Genomic DNA, 19,843 nt, shown 5'->3' with positions numbered 1-19,843 from the left:
ATCGATGAGTATACCAGGATAAGATTTTTATACGGATATGAGGAGCAAAGCACCTGTTCTTCAGCAGACTTTGTAAAAAGGCTGGTGAAATGGTACAAACGCAGAGGAATAACAGTGAAATGTATTCAGACCGACAATGGATTTGAATTTACTAACCGCTTTTCGCCAAGCAAAAGAGACAAGAAAACGCTGTTTGAGAATACGCTCTCACAACTTGGCATTGAACACAAACTCATTCGTCCATATACGCCCAGGCACAATGGCAAAGTAGAGCGCAGTCACCGAGAAGATCACAACAAATTCTATTCGTGCCATAGGTTTTATTCCTGCGACGACTTAAACGTGCAGCTAGCTGCACGTTTAAGTCGAACAAACAACCGTCCTATGCGTCCCCTCAAATGGTTTTCGCCTATCGAATTTCTTAATAATAGTGTCCAATATGATTGACAAACCTACAGAAAAGAAAATTTTATTATGTGGTTGAAATGAGTAATAAGTGGCTGCATATTGCCTGCTGCGGCGAATATCCATGTAAATAAGCATTTGCACTTGATTTTGTAATATTATGTGTTATAATAGTAGATAAACTTATAAGTTTACTTTGGTAAACAAAAGGGGATATTCATATGTCAGCACTTCTTATAAGATTATTCATAAAAGACAGAGATAACGTGAAAGATAAAAACGTCCGAAAAAAATATGGCTACCTGGGCTCATGTACTGGTATAGTCCTTAATATCATGCTTTTCCTCGGTAAGCTTATTGCAGGATTTGTGTCAGGGGCTGTGTCCGTTATGGCGGACGCCTTCAATAACTTGTCCGACGCAGGCTCGTCTATAATGTCGCTGGTGGGATTTAAAATGGCAGCCAAAGCCGCAGACGAAGATCACCCTTTCGGTCATGGCAGAATGGAGTATATCTCAGGTCTTGTCATTTCGTTTATTATAATGATGATGAGCATTGAGCTTGGAAAATCTTCTTTTTCAAAGATCTTTGCCCACGATAAGCTTGCTTTCTCGGTAATGACCTTTGTGATACTTGCCTGCTCTGTGGCTGTGAAGCTTTGGATGTGGTATTTCTATAGAAAGCTTGGAAAGAAGATAAACTCCACCTCGCTTTTCGCCTCTGCCGCTGACAGTCTTTCCGATTGCGCCGCAACAGGAGCTGTTATGCTTGCAATGGTATTCTCTGCGTTCACAGGCATAAACATAGACGGCTATATGGGCGTTCTCGTTGCTCTCTTTATCTTCCGCTCAGGCTTCATGACCTGTAAGGACAGCGTTTCGCCGCTTTTAGGCTCAAAGCCCGATAAGGAGTTCGTTCAGGATATTGTTGATACCGCAATGAGTTTTCCTGAGATAATCGGTATCCATGATCTGCTCATACATGATTATGGCGTAGGGAATACCGTTATCTCCTTTCATGCTGAAGTGCCATGCGAAATGGACTTTATGGCGGCTCATGAGCTTATAGACGATCTTGAGGATAGCATGAAGGAAAAATATCACTGCACAGTGTCTATACATATGGATCCGGTGGCAGATCATGACGAGCAAACTATCGAAACTAAAAAGATAGTAACAGACGTTGTGAAGTCTATTGATCAGTGCTTGTCAATACATGATTTCAGAATGACAAAGGGAGAAAACCGTGAAAATCTTATCTTTGACGTGGTAGTGCCTTTTGATTTCAGACTTTCAGACAGCGAGGTAAAAGCAAAAATATCAAAACGGCTCACAGAATTTGACGGAAGATATAACGCTGTTATAAATGTTGATAAGGGCGATACATTATAATAAAAAGGGCTATAATAAAAAAGGGCTTGCTTTTTTTCGCAGGATTGGTTATAATATAGGTATAACGCAAAGCGTTTGCGGTGCGTGGTCTATCATGATAGGAGGAATATAAAATGGCATTCACAGTTACAAAGGATACTATTATAGGCGATATAATGGACGCTGATGAAAATACAGCACCATACTTTATGGAAATGGGTATGCACTGTCTGTTCTGCCCAGCGTCAAGAGGCGAAACTCTTGAAGAGGCTTGTGCTGTTCATGGCGTTCCTGTTGAGGAAATGCTCGAAAAGCTCAACAAGCACTTTGCAGAATAAGCGTTTGGAACTACTTTCGCCGCCCAGCCGCCTTTTCAGGGGGCGAGCGGCGATTTTTTTCTTTGGAGGAAAGCTTTGGATAAAAGACTTGTGACCTGTGCAAAGCTTTGTACGGGAGATTTTGTATGCGACGTGGGGACAGATCATGGCTATCTGCCCTGCTTTATGATAAAGGAAAATATGTGCAAAAAGGCTCTAGCTTGTGATGTTGCACCAATGCCGCTAAAGTCGGCTGAGGAGCATATCAATCGTGAGGGGCTTTCAGACCGCATTGGAACGGTGCTTTCAGACGGGCTTGACAATGTTCCCCCGGAGGGCATAACAGACGTTGTTATGGCAGGCATGGGCGGTGAGCTTATTGCAAGGCTTCTTGAAAAATGTCCGTGGGTGAAAAACAGCGTGAACCTCGTTTTACAGCCTATGACAAAGTGGGACGTGCTTAGAAAGTGGCTTTATGACAACGGCTTTGAGGTAAAAAAAGAGCTTGCCTGCACAGAGGGTCAGTTTGCATATTCTGTTATGCAGGCGGTGTATACAGGCAAAACTCCGTCTTATGATTGCGATGACAGATATTTGCAGTTCGGCTTTGTTAAGCCTGAGGGCGAGGGGAAAGAGTATATCGCAAGGCAGGCGAAAAGAATTTTTGTTGCAGGCAGCGGAATGATGAAGTCTGAGGACAAAAAGGAGCTGGGAGAAAGGCTTGTTAAGCTTGCACAGAGCGAGCTTGAAACGTTGAAAAAAATATGATACAAAAAAACAGGGGGATAAAATGAAATTTCTGAAAGCTTTAGGGATAGGCGTAGCGACCCAACTTTCCGTGACAATATTGTCAGTAATTCTGTTGCTTGCATTCTGCTCCGTAAGTCCCGGCGGTGCAAGCGTGATATTAAGCGGCGTTGTTGCTTTGGGTACGTATATAGGTTTTTATTTTAAATTTAAGAAACCAAACGTGGGCAAAGCCTTTTACTGGCTCAGCTTTGCGTTTATACCGCTTGTTATACATACCATTGTTATGGCTTTTGTCTATACTCATTGCGAAAAAGATGTGGCAGAGGCTTTGTCGAGAGGCACATGGTTTCCCGCACTCAACTATATTCCCTTTGTCGCTATGATGCCTGCATTGGTGGTTATCGCAGTGACAACATTCATCACAGGTTTTTACGAACTTCTTGACGCAAAGATCAAGGACAGAAATATCCCTGACAGAACATCGGATATAAAAAAAGGAGCTGACAAAAATGACGACAGTTTATGATATTTATAGTTTTATAGAGGATATAGCCCCATACCGCCTGCAGGAGAGCTATGACAACAGCGGTCTTAACGTGGGGGAAATGTCCGCAGAGTTAAGGAGCGTGCTGGTGGCACTGGATTGCACCGCTGAGGTGGCAAGAGAGGCCTGTCAGCGTGACTTTGACCTTGTTCTCACCCACCACCCTGTTATTTTCAGAGGACTAAAGACCCTCGTGCCGAACGATCCTGCTGTGATACTTGCGGCAGGGGGAAAAAACGCTCTTTCCATGCACACAAATTTCGACTCCGCAGAGGGCGGAATGAATGACGTGCTTTGCAAAATGCTGGGTCTAAAACCCGAGAGCACTTTGCATGAGGAGCATGGCGTTGGCTGTGGATATGTATGCGAGTGTGACGGCATGAATGTCCGTGAGCTTGCACAGAGAGCAAAGGACGTTCTCGGCTGTAGAGTAGTCCGTTTCAGCGGCGGCGAGCGTGAGATAAGGCGTGTGGGAGTATGCTCAGGTTCAGGCGGTTCGTTTTTGGCTGATGCAGCAGAAAAAGGCTGTCAGGTGCTTTTGACAGGTGACGTGAAGCATGACGTTTTTATAGACGGCGAGAATATGGGCGTTTCTGTTATCGACGCAGGTCATTTCTATACGGAAAATATCTTCTGCGAGTTTATCGCCAACGAGCTGAAAAACAAGTTCAGCGGTCTGAGAGTAGAGATAGCCGTAAGCAACAGGGATATAGTTGAAGTAATATAAAAAGCAGGTAAGTAAAATGGCATTGGACGGAATTTATCTGAGCTTGCTCAGAAAAGAATTTGACCCTCTTATTGACGGCAGGGTGGATAAGATACACCAGCCTTCACGAGAGGAGCTTATAATGACTATCCGCACTAAAGAGGGTGCGCAGAAGCTTATGTTCAGCACAGGCGCAGGCTCGGCAAGGGTTCATATAACAACGGCGGATATAGAAAACCCGAAAACACCGCCTATGTTCTGTATGCTCATGAGAAAGCATCTTGCAGGGGGCAGACTCACTGCCATTAGGCAGGACGGCTTTGAGCGTATACTTTTCTTTGACTTTGAAGCCACCAACGAAATGGGCGACAGGGTGAATCTCACACTTGCGGCGGAGATAATGGGCAGACGTTCAAATCTTATCCTCTATCGTGAGGACGGCAGGATAATAGACAGCATAAAGCGTGTGGGACAGGAAATGTCATCAGTGAGAATGGTTCTTCCCGGTGCGCAGTATACTTTGCCCCCAAGAGAGCAAAGGCTGAATCTTATGGAATGTACAAAAGAAGAATTTCTTGCAAAGATAACCGAAAACCCCACGGCGGAGCTTTCAAAGGCAATAATGAAAACGCTGGAGGGCATTTCGCCAGTGTTCGCAAGGGAAGCTGTGTTCTTTGCGGCAAGGGGTGCTGAGATAACAGCCGAACAGCTAAGCGGAGACACTGCGGACAGGCTGTGGTTTTATTTCTCAAAAGTCCGTGACAGCATAAATGACGGCATTAACGTCTACACAGTGCTGAAAACAAAAGAGGGCAATCTGAAAGATTTCTGCTTCTGCGATATCACGCAGTATGGTGCGCTCATGGTGACAAAAAGCTTTGAGTCGCCAAGTGTTCTTCTGGACTATTTCTATGCGGAGAGGGACTCTCTTTCAAGAATAAAGCAGAAAGCCAACGACCTTTTCAAGCTTCTTATAAACACCTCCGAGAGAACTCAAAGGCGTGTGCAAAATCAGCGTGAGGAGCTTAAAGAGTGCAAGGACAGGGAAAAATACCGCATTTACGGTGACCTTATCACTTCAAATCTCTATGCACTTGAAAAGGGAATGGCGTATGCCGAGGTGCAGGACTTTTATGATGAGAACTGCCCTACAGTGAAGATACCACTTGACAAAAGACTTACGCCAACGCAGAACGCCCAGAAGTATTATAAGGAGTACAGAAAGCTCGACACCGCAGAGAAAAAGCTCACTGTGCTTATTGCAGAGGGCGAGCAGGAGGTCAAGTATCTGGATTCTGTTTTCGATTCTCTAACGAGGGCGCAGACGGAGGGAGATATAGCCGAGCTTCGTGAGGAGCTTTTTCAGGAGGGTTATGTAAAGCGTTCAAAGTTCAAGGGCAAGCCTCCAAAGGCTCTGCCGCCTATAAGATACCGTTCTTCTGACGGCTACGATATAAGGGTAGGCAGGAACAATAAACAGAACGACCGCCTCACCTGCAAGGAAGCAGAGAAAACTGACCTTTGGCTCCACGTCAAGGATATCACAGGAAGCCACGTTATCGTCACCTGCGACGGGGAAATGCCACCTGACAGGACAATAGAGGAAGCGGCAATAATCGCCGCCTGCAACTCAAAGGGAAGAAATTCCTCCAGGGTGGACGTTGACTACACTTTCATAAGAAACGTGAAAAAGCCAAACGGCTCAAAGCCGGGCATGGTTATTTTTACAAACAACTACACTATCACTGTCAAGCCTGACACGGAGCTGGAGGAGAAACTGAGGGTATAGCCTAAAACTATATCCAACAAAGTTTCAGCCTATGAGTTTATGAAAATGCCACAAAAACGGCGTTGTATCGGACTTATTAGTGGTGTAAAAAGGTTATTGAATAATCCATAGCGATATGGTATAATTATCATGATGTGAATATTAAGAAAGCACAGTTTGAAAAGTTGTTAGCTGAGTAGAGCGTGTCAGGGCAAAAGCCTTGCCGTCAGGGAAGCAGGTCCAAATCCTGCACAACCGCCATTACTGTGTTTGACAGGCTTTTTGTGCGCTGTCATAAGTCAGGTATCTGCTGTGTTTTCGTTGACTATTTCTGTCTTGGGCGATGAAGATGACGGTCTGCTTTATCGCTGTGCAGGCAGTAAAGCGGATAGAATGCTTTTTCGTTTCGGCGGAAAGGCATTTTTTGCTGTGGTCGGGGTGTTCATAAAAAGTGCATTGACGGCGGAACAGTGTGTATCAATGAAAGGACAGAAAAGAATGAAGAAGAAAATTTTGAGAACAGCCAGCTTCGCTCTTGCGACTGCTCTTAGTCTGAGCGTGTGTGTAAGCGCATTTGTTTCAGACGGAACAAACAACAACGTAACAACATCAGTCCTCCCTGACAGTGCGGATAACGCAGTGCTTAACTGGGCAACTAAGGTAGGAAAAAGCTGGAACGATGGTCCGTCGCCTGTGGCTATCGTTGGAGATAATATCGTTTATACATCCGGCGACAAGCTCATGAGAATGAACAAGGAAACGGGCGTTGTGGATTCAGTAGTTGGACAGCGAGCAGGCACAAACAGCTACGCTATCCAGCCTGTTACTTATGCAGACGGCATGATATTCTCAGCCTTTAACGGCGGAATTCAGGCATTTGATGCTGACACCCTCGAGTCGCTGTGGGTATACAAGGACAGCGTGGGCGGTCAGTCTGTAAGCCCTATCTACTATAATGACGGCTGTATCTACACAGGCTTCTGCAACTATGGTTCAGGAAAAAACGATCAGTATGTTTGCATAGACGTTAAGGACGAAGATCCTGACACAACAGATGAAGAGAAGTCACCAAAGTGGATATTCACAAACAAAAGCGGCTTCTATTGGGCAGGCGCATATGCAACTGATGATTTTGTCGTTCTCGGCATGGAAAATGCAAAGGCAAACACTACCGACCCTGCAAGAATAGTTACTCTTGACAAAAACTCAGGAAGCGTTATAGATACTGAGTATACAGTAGGTGGAGGAGTAAGAAGCACTATTTCTTACGATAAGGATACAGACGCTTATTATTTCACATCTAACGGGGGCTATTTCTATAAGGCAACAATAGACGATGAGGGCAATTTCACAAAGCTTGACAGCATTGCACTTGGTGGCGCAAGCACATCAACTCCTACAGTTCTTAACGGAAGAGCTTATGTTGGCGTAAACGGCTCAGGCTGGGGCGACTATAAGGGCAGTGTTATTGCAGTTATCGACCTTGACAGCTTTGAGATAGCATACAAGGCAGAAACAAAGGGCTATCCACAGACCTCAGGTCTTGGCGTTGTGAATGAGAACGGCTATAACTATGTTTACTTCTCAGAGAACGCATCAGCAGGCGCTATCCGCTATGTAAAGGATAAAAAGGGCGTAACAGAAGTTCTTGACGCTCAGATAGTAAACGGAAAGAAAACAGCTCCGTCACTTTTCACACCAACAGGTGCTCAGGCACAGTATGCTATAGCTGACCTTGTTGCAGACGAAAACGGCACTATCTACTTCAAGAACGATTCAGGCTACATAATGGCTGTCGGCTCAGAGGTGGAAAAGCTTGTGACCGAAAATGCTAAGACAGTATGCAAAGAGGGCGAAGCTTATGACGCTTCCGACTTGAAGGTTTACGCAGTTCTCAAAAACGGTGTGAAGAAAGACGTTACAGATTATGTGACTATCGACGATACTGCTCTTACAGCAGACGATGATTTCGTTACTGTTACATACAAGTATGGTATGTACAGAGATAAGACAAACGAGGGTGCTGCAAACACAACCGGCGTTGCCGTTTCACCTGTTGAAACAACTATCAACGTAACAGTTCTTGCTGCAGAGGATTATGACAGCGTAAAGGCTGTTGAGAAGCTTATCAGTGACCTTGGCGAGATAACACTTGACAGTGAGAATGACATCAAGGCAGCAAGAGCCGCTTATGACGCTCTTGGCGACCTTAAGGAATATGTAGGCAATGTTGACGCTCTTACGGCCGCAGAGGAAAAGCTTGAAGAACTCAAGACACCAAGCTCTTCATCAGAAGCAGAAAGCTCTGTAAGCTCATCTGACGTATCTTCCGAAAGCACAGTATCTTCTGCAAACTCTGAGGATACATCTTCTGCCACTTCATCAGCCGCAGAGTCAGTAAGCAGTGCTGACACATCAAAGGCGGCTGACAGCTCATCAAAGACAGCAAATAACGCAGGTGCGGCTAACCCTAACACAGGTGCGACAGCAGGCGTTTGCGTAGCAGGTCTTGCACTTCTTATCAGCGGAGCTCTTACAGTTTCAAGAAAGAGAAAGTAAAAAAAATTAAGACAATTAAGATATAAGTTATTTTGCAGGATACTCGCCCTCTATTTTCAGGGGGCGGGCATTTTCTGTGATATGAAAAGTGAGAATATTATGAAAAAGCATACACAAAAAAACAGGCAAATAATAATGCTGTCAGCAGCGGCGTTTTTTATCGCAGCGGCTTTTTTGTGTATGCGTTTTTATAATATGAGCAGTTATAAGACCCCTGAAAATCCGTTTTCAGCACTGTCTGAAAGCCTTGCGGAGGAGGACGGACAGGGCGGAGAGGGCTATGAAACAAGCTCTCAGCCAAAGGACGAAAGCTCAGATATGGACAGCTCACAGGCAGATGACAGTGATAACACTGATAGTAGCGACAGCAATACAGATACAACAGAAAGCTCTCCGCAGGCTGACAAAAGCGACGGAAATTCCCCGACAGTAAATGGCGGGAACACGAATGTTACCATAAATGTTCAAGGTGAAAATAAGTCTGACGAGGTAAAGAAAAAGCCTGACAGCAAGACCGAAACTGTCACAAAGAACACCGACACAGAATATTTCACCACCTCTATAAAAGAGGGCGAGCGTGTAAAAAAAGTCCTGTATAAGTTCACAATAACACATAAAAACAAGGCTCTCACAGTGCAAAAAGTTCAGGTCACTGTGAACGACAGCGTTGTAAATCAGTTTTCTGGCAGCATTACCCTTCACGCAGGAAAAAACACTATCCGTGTTGCCTGCACTTATACCGACAAAAGCGGTCAGGTGAAAAGGGCTTATAAGGACTATACAGTTTATTTTGACAAAAAGGAGATAACCTTTGACACCGACCTTGCGGATAAGGATACTGACTCAGACAGCATAACATTTTCAGCCACGGCTTTTTACGGCAGTGATAAAATACCTTTGACGGTTAAAGTCAACGGTGAAAAGCTTTCCGGTGGTGAAACTTTTACCGCACAGCTTTCTGAGGGGGAGAATACTATAACTCTCTCTGCGGAAAAGGACGGCTCAAAGGCTGAAAAAAGCTTTAAGATAAAATACACTCCTGCGGAGTTTTCCATCGATACCGACCTTTATGACCGCACTGTAAATGACGCCGATTTTAGTTTCTATGCGAGAATGAAAGGTCAAAGCGGCAGTGCAAAGCTAAGCGTTATTCTAAACGGCAAAAAGCTTTCGGGCAGAGATAATTATACCTGCACCCTCCAAAGCGGTGATAACCGTATAAGGCTTTATGCAAAAGACGGTGACAAAAATATAGACAGATATTTCACTGTCACCTATGTACCCATTGCTGACGATACCACAAGACCTGAGATAACGTATATAAACGTCACCAACGGACAGACAGTGAAAGGCTCGGGCTTCACCCTCAGATTTAACGCACAGGACTATAAGGGCGGAAGGATATATGCCGACAAGACCGAGGTCTGGCTCAATGGGCTTTCTGTTGAGTGTATCGCACAGGACAGGAACTCAGCCTATTATCTCCAGCTTTCGGGCGGGGCAAATCTTCTTGAAATAAGGGTGTATGACCCCGAGGGCAGATATGCGGACCATGCCTATACCATAAATTCTGTCAGCGCACAAAAGGGCGAGCAGACAGGCGTTATAACAATGAGCTTTGACGCCGATACCATAGGGCTTGGACAGCTTGCCGCAGGCTCAGAGGTGGCAATATACGAGGGGGACACAGGCGTTGACGTTATAGAGCGTTTTCTTCAGCAAAACGGCTTCACAGGTGACTTTACAGGCAAGGGCGATCAGAAATATCTAAGCCGAATACACAAAAGCGGTGCGTTTTCAGGTGGAGCGGTAAACAGCGAGCTTGCGGAACTTATAAAAAATGATGGCATTGCAGACAGCAACACACAGTATGCCGACAGCCTTGGAGAATTCGACTACACCTACGGCTCAGGCTGGGTGTACACTGTAAACGGCAATATGCCTGCATACGGCATGGGCAAGGTGAACTTTACCGACGGCGACACTGTTAGGCTTGCGTTCACAGTTGCCTACGGCAGAGATATAACAGGTTCACAGGATAGCTATGACAAAACATGGTAGGAGGATGTTGTTGAAAACGAGAGGTTTTCTTGGCAGATTAGTGGCGGTGTTTGCAGGGGCAGTAATGCTTCTGACAAATGTTCCTGCGGTGAATGCAGATAACGCAGATAAAAGGGACAGGATAACTGAAAGCGCAGAAAAGGTCTGTCAGTGGCAACGTGACAAAATGGGCATTTCTCAGGACGAGAGCATTTTTTCGGGGGATTTTCTGCAAAACGCAGGCATAGGAAGCTCAGATTGGCTTGCCATAGGCATTTCACGCTTTGGTTTTGAGGAGGACTATGAGGCTTATCTCACTGCGCTTTCTCAGCGTGTGAAAGCTCTTTCAGATACCGACAACGCTACCGAGTGGCAGAGGTGCGCTATAACAGCCTCCGCAATGGGAGGCGACCCTGCCGACCTTGAGGGCATAGATCTTGTAAAAGGCGGTGTTTACGGCAGAGATGAAAATAATTCCGTAGGCAAACAGGGCCTTAACGGCTGGATATTTGCACTTTTGACCCTTGATACAATGGGCTACAAGACCCCGGAGGGTGCAGAGTTTGACAGAGAGCGTATACTTGACGAGATAGTTTCTTCGCAGAATACCGATGGTGGCTTTTCGCTGTCAAAAGGTGAAAGCGATATCGACATCACCGCAATGGCTTTGCAGGCGATCGCCCCATATTACAATGATTTTTCCCGTGACGATGTTAGAAAAAGCGTTGACAAAGCGGTGGAGTATCTAAGCGGCAAGCAGGACAGCTCAGGTACGTTCGGAAGTGCAGAAGCTGATTCGCAGGTAGTAATAGCACTTTGTTCACTTGGTATAGACCCCGAAGCTGACAGCCGTTTTGTGAAAAGTTCCGACCTTTTGACCGCCCTGCTTTCCTATCAGAACAGCGACGGTGGATTTTCACATGAAAAGGGCGGCGATTCTGACGAGCTTGCCACAGGGCAGGCGCTTTGCGCACTTGCGGCACAAAAGCGTTTTGAACTTACGATGCGACGTATTTACGATATGAGAGAGGAGCTTTCAGTTCTACAGCGTGAAAAGCTTGACGGTATAAACGGCAGGCTTTCGGATATCTCAGACGAGGAGAGCGCAGAAAAAGCCTTGAAGCTTTTCAATGACCTTGATTGTGACGAACGCACATATGTGAGATACGGTGCAGAGCTTGAAAATGCGGCAGAAAAATACAGCCTGACCTTGAGCGACAGGGCTTTCACAGTGGAGCTTGCACAGACATACCATGGAAACGGTTGTGTATACAGTATAGAGAAAACGGAAATATATAAGGGCAAGAAAGGCTTTACAAAAAGCGACAGGAACAAGCTTGAAGCACTGAGAAAAAACGGTGTTACTTCGGGGGATTGCACTGCTACGGCTGTGCTTTTAGCCCATGCAAAGGCTGACGAGAGCCTTTCCGACAGGGATAAGATAATATCAGAGCTTGAAGAAATGAACGCCAAAGCGAACGAGCTTTACAGTGAGATATCAGACCTTAACAGTATCATAAGCCGTGAGCTTTATCCTGTTGATAGTGTTGGAAAAGACAAAAAGGAGCTTTTGGAAAAGACCGCAGAGAGGATAAAAAAGCTTCCTGAAAGCGAGCGGAAAAAGGTCACTTCTGCTGACGAGATAATAAAAGAGGCGGAGGATAAAAACGTGATAGTGTATGTGATATCTGCGGCAGCGGTGCTGTGCGCAGTGGGAGTTTTCACAGTGGTAAGAAAGAAGGGTAAAAAATGCGTGAGATAACAGATGAAGTGAAAAAGGTCATAATCGGTAAGGACGAAGTGGTGGATATGGTGTTCGCCGCAATTTTGGCGCAGGGTCATGTGCTTATGGAGGACGTTCCGGGCGTGGGAAAAACTACTCTTGCGGTGGCGTTTTCAAAGGCTTTGGGGCTTGAAACAAAGAGGATACAGTTCACCCCTGATACTGTGGCTTCCGACATCACAGGCTATACGGCTTTTGACAGACAGGCACAGGGCTTTACTTTTCACAGCGGTGCGGCAATGACGAATATACTTCTTGCAGACGAAATAAACAGAACCTCAGGCAAGACACAATCTGCCCTTTTGGAGGTCATGGAGGAGCGGGCCTGCACAGTTGACGGCAGAACATATCCTCTGCCTGAGCCTTTTGCAGTGATAGCAACACAAAACCCTACAGGCACAGTTGGCACTGCGGCACTGCCTGTTTCACAGCTTGACAGATTTATGATAAAGCTTTCAATGGGCTATCCTGACAAGGCGGCAATGCGAAGCATAATGTCAGACCGAAGCAGTTCAGACCCACTGGTAGCTGTGAAAGCCGTCTGCACCGCTGAAAAGCTTATAGAAATGCAGAAAAAGGCAAAGGCTGTTTTTGTTGACGACAGCGTTTATGACTACATCTCAGACCTTTGCGACGCCACAAGGCATAATGAAAATATTTCTCTGGGCGTATCCCCAAGAGGTGCTTTGGCACTTTGCAGGATAGCAAAGGCGTGGGCGTGCTATAAGGGCAGAGAATATGTCGTTCCCCAGGACGTAAGAGATTTTTTTGCCCATGTTTGCAGCCACAGGATATCACTTCCTGCAAAGGGCAGGCTCTCAGGACTTGCGGCAGAAAGTGTGCTTGACGAGATACTTAGCAGCGTAAAATGCCCTGAGAATGAGGAAAAACGCAGATGAAGAGGCTATGCTTCTGCCTTTGCACAGCTTTGGGCATACTGCTTTTTGTGCTGAGAAAGCCCATTGGCATAACAGTGCTTGGTTTGTGCGCAGTGCTTTTTGCTTTGTCAGTATGTGTAAATATATTCTCGAAGAAAAAGCTAACAGCAACACTGGTAAGCGACGGCACAGGCTTGAAAAATAAGGACATGAGCCTAAAATTTATCTTCACAGGAACTTGCGGCGAATACAGCGGTAAACTGCGGCTTAGAAATATGCTCACAGGACAGTGCGATGATATAAAGGTGCATTTTATCATCAGCAGAGAGCCTGCTCAGGTGGATATCACTGTAAAAAGCGACACCTGCGGAAAGATAAAAGCAGAGTTTCTGACACTTAGAGCCTTTGACTTTACAGGGCTAACATGGAAAAAGGCGCAGTGCGAAATAAAGGGCAGTGTGAACATAATGCCTGATGCTGCAGAGATAGATGAGAGCGAGGAAGCAAAGCTCAAGGAAGCCCTTGAAAGCGATTTTTTCAGCAATGAAAACGAGGGCTTTGACCACAGCGAGCCTATTGGAATAAGAGAATATCGTCAGGGGGACAGCTATAAATCGGTGCATTGGAAGCTGTCTTTCAGACTTGGTGATATCTACGTCCGTGAATATGGCGAGCCTGTTACTGACAGCCTTTGTATCTACGTTGAAACAGGCGGAAATGTCCCCGAAACGGATTATGATCTCATTGCTGCAAAGGCACTGAGCCTTTCAATGTATCTTTCAGACGGCGGTATAGGGCATTACATGGCGTTTTACAGCTTTTCTCAGCAGAGAAAAGTTTTCGAGCATATCGACAGCGCAGACAGCTTCACTGTCGCTCTGGACAGCCTTCTTTCTTCACAGCCTGAGCAGGGAAAAGAGCGGCTGACGGAGTTTTCAGAGCTGTTTGAAAGAAGCGGCATAAGCCGTGTTATCGAGATAAAATAGTAAAAGAGGTGACAATTTTGACAGCAAGTGTTTGCTATGTGGAAAAGCACTTTTCAAAGGGTGTTTATATCATGCAGAGCCTTTTTGGTGCAGTGACAATGCTCCTGCTGTCATTGTCGCTTGGTATGGGCTGGCGAGCCTTTGTCCTGATAGGTGTGTGCATATTGACAGCCCTTGCAGGGGTATCAAAAAAGACTTTGCCTATACCATTTTTCACCGCACTATTGTCGGCGGTGATATTCCACAAGAAGTTTTTAACAAGCCTTGCAGGGCTTTTGAACTGCGTCTTGATCGCCCACGGTAAAAGCGCAGGAGTAGTGGAAATGCTTGTGGAAAAAAGCTCAGACCCTTGGCTTGCTCTTTGCGTGGGTGCAGTGATAGTTTCCACAGTGCAGAGCATTTTCAGCCGTCTTGACAGCAGAGTTTTTACAGTGGCAATGCTTGCGCTGTTTTTGTGCGCAGGTATCTTTATTGATATCCCTCTGTACTATGCCACTGCAGAAGTTGCGCTCGGTATCCTTGCATTGACGTTTTCGGGTAACGTAAAAGGCGATTTGAAGCCCTTTGTGCTTATACTTACAGCATTTTGTGCAGTGCTTATAGCCTGCCTGACAGGGCTTTTTGATAAGCTTTCTAACTTTGCCTTTGCCGATCGCTTTAATACGAAAAATGAGTATGAGATCATAATGGAGCACCCACAGCCATTGTATCTTCTGGAGAGCCGTTTTGAGAAAGAAACTAACGGCGTGTGGGGGGAGCTTAGCGGTGAGGAGAAATATGCCTACTCAGACGAGTTCTATTGGCTTGATAAGCTTGATTTTTTTTCTGCTTTTCAGACTTCTTCCCTTGACAATGCCCTTGGTATATCCGACAGCGGCAATGTTACAGTAAACATCAAAAATGGCGGAAAGCCCCTTTATACCTATGGTATGACCGCCGCAGAGAACGCTTTTTCCGACCCAAAGATAATAGGCGGAAGCTTTGAGAACACCAAAAGCTATTATAAGCTTGCGGTGTCGGAAGGCTATCTCACAAAGCCTTTTGGCACATTTGATAACCTGCGCACTTCTCAGCCTGCGGATTATCTTGCCGCAGAAAAGGGTTATCGTGAATATGTTTATTCCACCTGCCTTGACATATCAGCCGAGGACAAACAGCTTGCCGCAAACCATTTTGATCTGCAAGGTTCTCAGGGTAAACTGCGGTCTGATATGCTAAGCTTTTTTGTGTCAGACACAGTGCTTGACAGGTCAAAGACCTATGGGGGCGAAAGCTCTTTTGCAGATATGCTTGAGGTAACTTGCCGTGGGGGCGAGGAGGATTTTGCTGCCGCTGCTGTGAAGATCTTCCGTGCAAAGGGCGTTCCTGCCAGGCTTTGCAGAGGATATTTTATCACATCAGATATGACCAAAGACCTTACAGATAACTCAGCCCTGACCGTCACTTCAAAACAGCTCCACTATTGGGCGGAGTATTACAAAGACGGCATAGGCTGGCAGCCTTTCGAGGTCTGCCCCGATTATGTTGGCATGATAAAAACGGACGACAGCTCTGTAAAAGCAAAGCCCACCAACCAAGGTGGCGAAGCCCTTGCTCCCGAGGACGAGGACAAACCAAGGGAAGAGATCTTTGAGGAGAACAAGACTAAACCTGCAGAGAAAAGATATGCGGTATATATCGTTATCGGTGCGGTAATACTTATACTGTGCCTTATTGTGGCAATAATAGCTTTGGTAAGAAAAAGAAAGTTTGCCGCTCTGCCTGACAGCAAAAAGGTGGAGAAGCTGTTCTTTGCAGGCAGAAAAAAGCTTTGCGGCAGGGATTTCTCAGACCATACGCCAAGGGAGCTTTCCGAGAGCATAAAAAAGACCTTTGGCGCTGATATGGCGGAAAGCTTTGCAGAGTGCGAGAAAATATACGAAAAGGCGAGATTTTCAAGGCTCGAGATAACCAAAGAGGAAATGGCAGTGGTTAAAAATTTCTCAGGTCAGGCAAAGAAAGCCAAAAAGCTCAAAGTTCAGGAGGGAGCAGAAAAGTGAAAAAGGATATCGCTCTGCTCATCGTCATAATTTTGGCAGCGGCAGCGGTCATAAAGGGAGTTGATATTCAGTCCGTTGACGAGTATTACAGCCTGCACAGCGACGATACCGCAAATGCCTCTCACACTGTCACTCTGACAGTGGATTGCTCTGATATTTTGGATAATTACGATATGCTTGACAAAAATCTCCGTGACGAGTGCTATGTTCCCTCAGACGGCATTGTTATGCCTGCGGAAAAATATGTCCTCCGTGAGGGCGACACAGCATTTGATCTGTTGGAAAAAGCTACAAGGTGTGAGAAGATACCCCTTGATTATCAAGGCTCAGAGGATAATATTTACAACACTGTGTATGTCCGTGGCATAAACAATATCTACGAGTTTTCCTGCGGTCCGTCCTCAGGGTGGACATATACGGTAAATGGCGAAAGCCCCGATAAGGGCTGTTCACAGTATGTCCTCAATGACGGTGACAGCGTGGAGTTTTACTACGTTTGCGACTACACAAAGGAGGCGGTGAAATGAGGTTGTCAGCTTTTCACCCTTTGACCGCCCTTGTGTATTTTGCGGCTGTGCTTGCGGTGACAATGTTCTGCTTTTCACCAGCCGTTGGTATATGCTCGGCAGTGGGAGCGTTCCTGTTCTGTGCCATAACTCAAAGCTGTAGACAGACCGCATCAGACCTTGCTTTCTACATCTTTCTTACCGCCGTTTTGACTGTCACAAATCCACTTTTTTCACATAAGGGCGTAACGCCGCTGTTTTTCGTAAACGGCAAGGCTTACACAAAGGAAGCCCTTTTTTATGGCTTGACCGCTGGACTATCCCTCACCGCTGTGATAATGTGGTGCAAAGCTCTTGGAAAGGTGCTTACAAGGGAAAAGCTCCTATACATTTTTGGCCGAAAAACGCCCAAAGCCGCCCTTGTGATAACAATGACAATGGGCTTTATCCCAAAGCTCAAAAGGCTTCACAGACAGCTTTTGGACGCTTTGAACTGCTCTGGTGCGAACATCTCCGACAGCCGTTTTGACCGCCTGAAAAAAGACTGCACAGTGTTCACAGCCCTTTGTGCAGGCACGCTTGAAAGGGGAGCGGACACAGCCGCTTCAATGAAAGCCCGTGGCTATGGTATCCAGAAACGAAGCTTTGCACATTCGTTCAAGTTCAGAGCATGGGACGGCATTTTTGTGGCGGTTTTTGTAGTTATCTTTGCATTGGTGCTGATATTTTCCGCAAGGGGCGAGCTGTCCGCCGCTTTTTACCCTGTGATAAAGCTTGAAAACAGCGTTTTTCCTGTGGGAATGTTCGCATTACTATGCGTTTTCCCGTTTATTCTTGAAGTAAAGGAGAGCATAAAATGGAAATATTGTCTTGCGAAAATGTAGCTTTCAAATATAACGAAAGCACGGACTATGCCATTTCTGACTGCACTTTTTCAGTGAAAAAAGGCGAAAAAATAATGCTCTGCGGTGCTTCGGGAAGCGGAAAATCTACTTTGCTCAGGCTTCTGAAAAGAGAGCTTTCCCCAAGGGGCGAGCTTTCTGGAAACATCACCCTTATGGGCAAGGACAGAAGCGAGCTTTCTGATAGAGAAAGTGCCGAAAAGATAGGCTTTGTAATGCAAAGCCCTGACAGCCAGACGGTATGCGACAAAGTATCGGCTGAGCTTGCTTTCGGGCTTGAAAGCTTTGGTGTGAAAAGTGGTGAGATACAAAGCCGTGTTGGTGAAATGGCGGCTTTTTTCGGTATCGAGCCGCTCTATGACAGGGATATTTCCACACTCTCGGGCGGTCAGAAACAGCTCGTCGCTCTGTGTTCCGTCATGGCCACAGACCCTGATATCCTGCTTCTTGATGAGCCTACCGCACAGCTCGACCCCATTGCCGCAAGGGAGCTTCTTGGCATTTTAGACCGCCTTAACAAAGAAATGGGCGTGACTATCATCATTGCCGAGCATGACCCCGAGGAGCTTTTTGACTCCTGCGACAAAATTTTGTATCTTGCAAAGGGCAAAACCGAGTTTTTCGGTACGCCTGCCTTGACTGCAAAATATTTTGTGAAGAACGCTCTGGAGGGCTTTCTTCCCGAAACCGCCAAGGCGTTCGCAAGGCTTTGCGACGACCTGCCCCTCAATGTAAGACAAGGCAGGGCGAAGCTTGAAAAGCTTGGCGTGACGGATATTCCAAAGCAGGCTGTCACTGATACAGAACGTGCTGAGCCTTATGCCCTGCAGTGCAAAAATCTGTGGCAGAGATATGAAAAAAACTCCCCCGATATCCTCAAAGGCTGTGATCTTGGTATCAGAAAAGGGGAGTGCTATGGGCTTTTAGGCTCAAACGGCGGCGGAAAATCAACGCTCCTGCGTGTGATATGCGGACTTTGCAAGCCTTATATGGGCACTGTTTCCCTTTTCGGGAAAAAGCAGAAAGCCTATAAAAACGGCTCACTTTTTCATGAAATGCTTGCATTTTTGCCCCAAGAGCCTGTGACAATGTTTGTGAAAGAAAGCGTCCGTGAGGATCTTTTGCAAAGTGGTGACAAAGTCACAGTGGAAAATGTTTCACAGCGTATGGGCATAGAACATCTTCTTGACCGCCACCCTTGGGATCTCAGCGGCGGCGAGATACAGAAATGTGCTTTTGGAAAAATTCTTCTTGCTGACCCGAAAATAATAGTCCTGGACGAGAGTACAAAGGGCATGGACAGTTTCGCCAAAAAGGCTCTTGGTGATATTCTTTTGGGCCTAAAAGACGAGGGCAGGACGATACTTCTTGTGACCCATGACCTTGAATTTGCCGCACAATACTGCGACAGGTGCGGACTTCTTTTTGACGGGAAGATAGTCGCCGAGGATAATGCCGTGGAGTTTTTCTCTCACAATCGCTTTTACACCACCGCCGCCGCAAGGCTCACAAGGGGCTTTTTCAGTGGTGTAGTGACGTCAACAGCCGTAAGAGAACGACTCGCAATGGTGAATAGAGGTCAAAATGAGCAGTAAAAAACTTGTGTCAGGGCTTATCTATCTTCTTGTCATACCCCTTGTGTGCTTTGGCGGCATAATGTTTTTCAGAGAACGCTTCTATTCTTTCGTCACCGCCGCACTTGCCATTCTTACTGTGGCAGGCTATTTTCTCCACTTTGAGAAAAAGCACTCCGACAGTACACAGCTTGTGATAATAGCCGCCATGACCGCATTGTCCGTTTTCGGCAGGATAGTTTTCAGCTTTCTGCCTGGGTTCAAACCCTGCACCGCTATAGTCATTATCACCGCCCTTTATATGGGAAGAGAATCGGGCTTTATGACAGGCGCAATGACAGCCCTTATCTCAAACTTCTATTTCGGACAAGGTGCGTGGACGCCTTTTCAAATGCTGGTTTGGGGTCTGACAGGATATTTTGCAGGAATGTTGGCTGATAAGCTTATAAAAAGCAAGCCACTCCTTGTGACCTTCGGCATAATCTCAGGAACGGCGTTCTCTCTCATCATGGACTTGTGGAGCTGTCTGTGGGCTGATAACGCCTTTATTCTCAGCAGATACCTTGCCCTTGTTGGCTCGTCAGCAGTTTTCACACTTATATACGCAGTCTCCAACGTGTTCTTCCTGCTGGTTTTATCAAAACCTTTTGGCAGGATATTTAAAAGGCTGGATAAAAAATATGGATTAAAAAATTAGACCGACAAAGCTTTGCCCT

17 protein-coding genes are annotated in these 19,843 nt (G+C 46.0%); all 17 read left to right on the top strand.

The features are described from left to right. Window positions 1–447 (top strand): integrase core domain-containing protein (locus tag WS40_RS11305; RefSeq protein ID WP_325208374.1); only part of this gene is annotated, 447 nt, incomplete at its 5' end. A gap of 179 nt (window positions 448–626) precedes the next feature. Then, window positions 627–1,796, top strand: coding sequence for a cation diffusion facilitator family transporter (locus tag WS40_RS02575; RefSeq protein WP_046439923.1), 1,170 nt, complete (start codon window positions 627–629; stop codon window positions 1,794–1,796). A 113-nt stretch (window positions 1,797–1,909) separates the two neighbouring features. Next, a complete protein-coding gene (locus WS40_RS02570) occupies window positions 1,910–2,113 on the top strand; it encodes a DUF1858 domain-containing protein (RefSeq protein WP_022288179.1) in 204 nt (67 codons plus the stop codon). Between the two features lie 75 nt (window positions 2,114–2,188). Further along, window positions 2,189–2,860, top strand: a complete 672-nt coding sequence (locus WS40_RS02565) for a class I SAM-dependent methyltransferase (protein WP_046439920.1) — start codon at window positions 2,189–2,191, stop codon at window positions 2,858–2,860. Window positions 2,861–2,882: 22 nt separating this feature from the next. Then, window positions 2,883–3,368, top strand: a complete 486-nt coding sequence (locus WS40_RS02560) for a hypothetical protein (protein ID WP_046439918.1) — start codon at window positions 2,883–2,885, stop codon at window positions 3,366–3,368. Beyond that, window positions 3,352–4,113 carry a Nif3-like dinuclear metal center hexameric protein gene (locus tag WS40_RS02555; protein ID WP_046439915.1) on the top strand — a complete coding sequence of 254 codons (762 nt, stop codon included), beginning with the start codon at window positions 3,352–3,354 and terminating at the stop codon, window positions 4,111–4,113. The genes WS40_RS02560 and WS40_RS02555 overlap by 17 nt, the downstream gene beginning before the upstream one ends. A gap of 16 nt (window positions 4,114–4,129) precedes the next feature. Then, the gene (locus WS40_RS02550) at window positions 4,130–5,881 is read left to right on the top strand and encodes an Rqc2 family fibronectin-binding protein (protein ID WP_046439913.1); all 1,752 of its coding nucleotides are present in this window, start codon (window positions 4,130–4,132) and stop codon (window positions 5,879–5,881) included. Window positions 5,882–6,196: 315 nt separating this feature from the next. Continuing rightward, complete coding sequence (locus WS40_RS02545; protein ID WP_325208373.1) at window positions 6,197–8,419, top strand: NPXTG-anchored protein; 2,223 nt, start codon at window positions 6,197–6,199, stop codon at window positions 8,417–8,419. A gap of 195 nt (window positions 8,420–8,614) precedes the next feature. Further along, window positions 8,615–10,480, top strand: coding sequence for a DUF4430 domain-containing protein (locus WS40_RS02540; protein ID WP_325208372.1), 1,866 nt, complete (start codon window positions 8,615–8,617; stop codon window positions 10,478–10,480). A gap of 10 nt (window positions 10,481–10,490) precedes the next feature. After that, window positions 10,491–12,221: a prenyltransferase/squalene oxidase repeat-containing protein gene (locus WS40_RS11300; RefSeq protein WP_325208371.1), complete on the top strand. Its 1,731-nt coding sequence runs from the start codon at window positions 10,491–10,493 to the stop codon at window positions 12,219–12,221. Beyond that, the gene (locus WS40_RS02530) at window positions 12,209–13,141 is read left to right on the top strand and encodes an AAA family ATPase (protein ID WP_046439906.1); all 933 of its coding nucleotides are present in this window, start codon (window positions 12,209–12,211) and stop codon (window positions 13,139–13,141) included. The genes WS40_RS11300 and WS40_RS02530 overlap by 13 nt, the downstream gene beginning before the upstream one ends. Continuing rightward, on the top strand, window positions 13,138–14,106 hold the full coding sequence (locus tag WS40_RS02525) for a DUF58 domain-containing protein (protein WP_046439904.1): 969 nt from the start codon (window positions 13,138–13,140) through the stop codon (window positions 14,104–14,106). The genes WS40_RS02530 and WS40_RS02525 overlap by 4 nt, the downstream gene beginning before the upstream one ends. 17 nt (window positions 14,107–14,123) lie before the next feature. Next, complete coding sequence (locus tag WS40_RS02520) at window positions 14,124–16,145, top strand: transglutaminase domain-containing protein (protein WP_046439902.1); 2,022 nt, start codon at window positions 14,124–14,126, stop codon at window positions 16,143–16,145. Further along, window positions 16,142–16,672, top strand: a complete 531-nt coding sequence (locus tag WS40_RS02515; RefSeq protein WP_046439900.1) for a DUF4430 domain-containing protein — start codon at window positions 16,142–16,144, stop codon at window positions 16,670–16,672. The genes WS40_RS02520 and WS40_RS02515 overlap by 4 nt, the downstream gene beginning before the upstream one ends. Beyond that, window positions 16,669–17,535: an energy-coupling factor transporter transmembrane component T gene (locus WS40_RS02510; protein WP_046439898.1), complete on the top strand. Its 867-nt coding sequence runs from the start codon at window positions 16,669–16,671 to the stop codon at window positions 17,533–17,535. Before WS40_RS02515 ends, WS40_RS02510 begins: the two co-directional genes overlap by 4 nt. Further along, window positions 17,508–19,148, top strand: a complete 1,641-nt coding sequence (locus WS40_RS02505; RefSeq protein ID WP_046439895.1) for an ABC transporter ATP-binding protein — start codon at window positions 17,508–17,510, stop codon at window positions 19,146–19,148. The genes WS40_RS02510 and WS40_RS02505 overlap by 28 nt, the downstream gene beginning before the upstream one ends. Beyond that, window positions 19,138–19,824, top strand: coding sequence for an ECF transporter S component (locus WS40_RS02500; RefSeq protein ID WP_046439893.1), 687 nt, complete (start codon window positions 19,138–19,140; stop codon window positions 19,822–19,824). Before WS40_RS02505 ends, WS40_RS02500 begins: the two co-directional genes overlap by 11 nt. Window positions 19,825–19,843: the final 19 nt, after the last annotated feature.

The organism is Ruminococcus sp. N15.MGS-57 (assembly GCF_000980385.1).
In the GTDB taxonomy this organism is placed as follows: Bacteria; Bacillota; Clostridia; order Oscillospirales; family Ruminococcaceae; genus Hominimerdicola; species Hominimerdicola aceti.
Note: the sequence above shows the minus strand (reverse complement) of the source record. Positions and strands in the feature narration are given on the sequence as shown.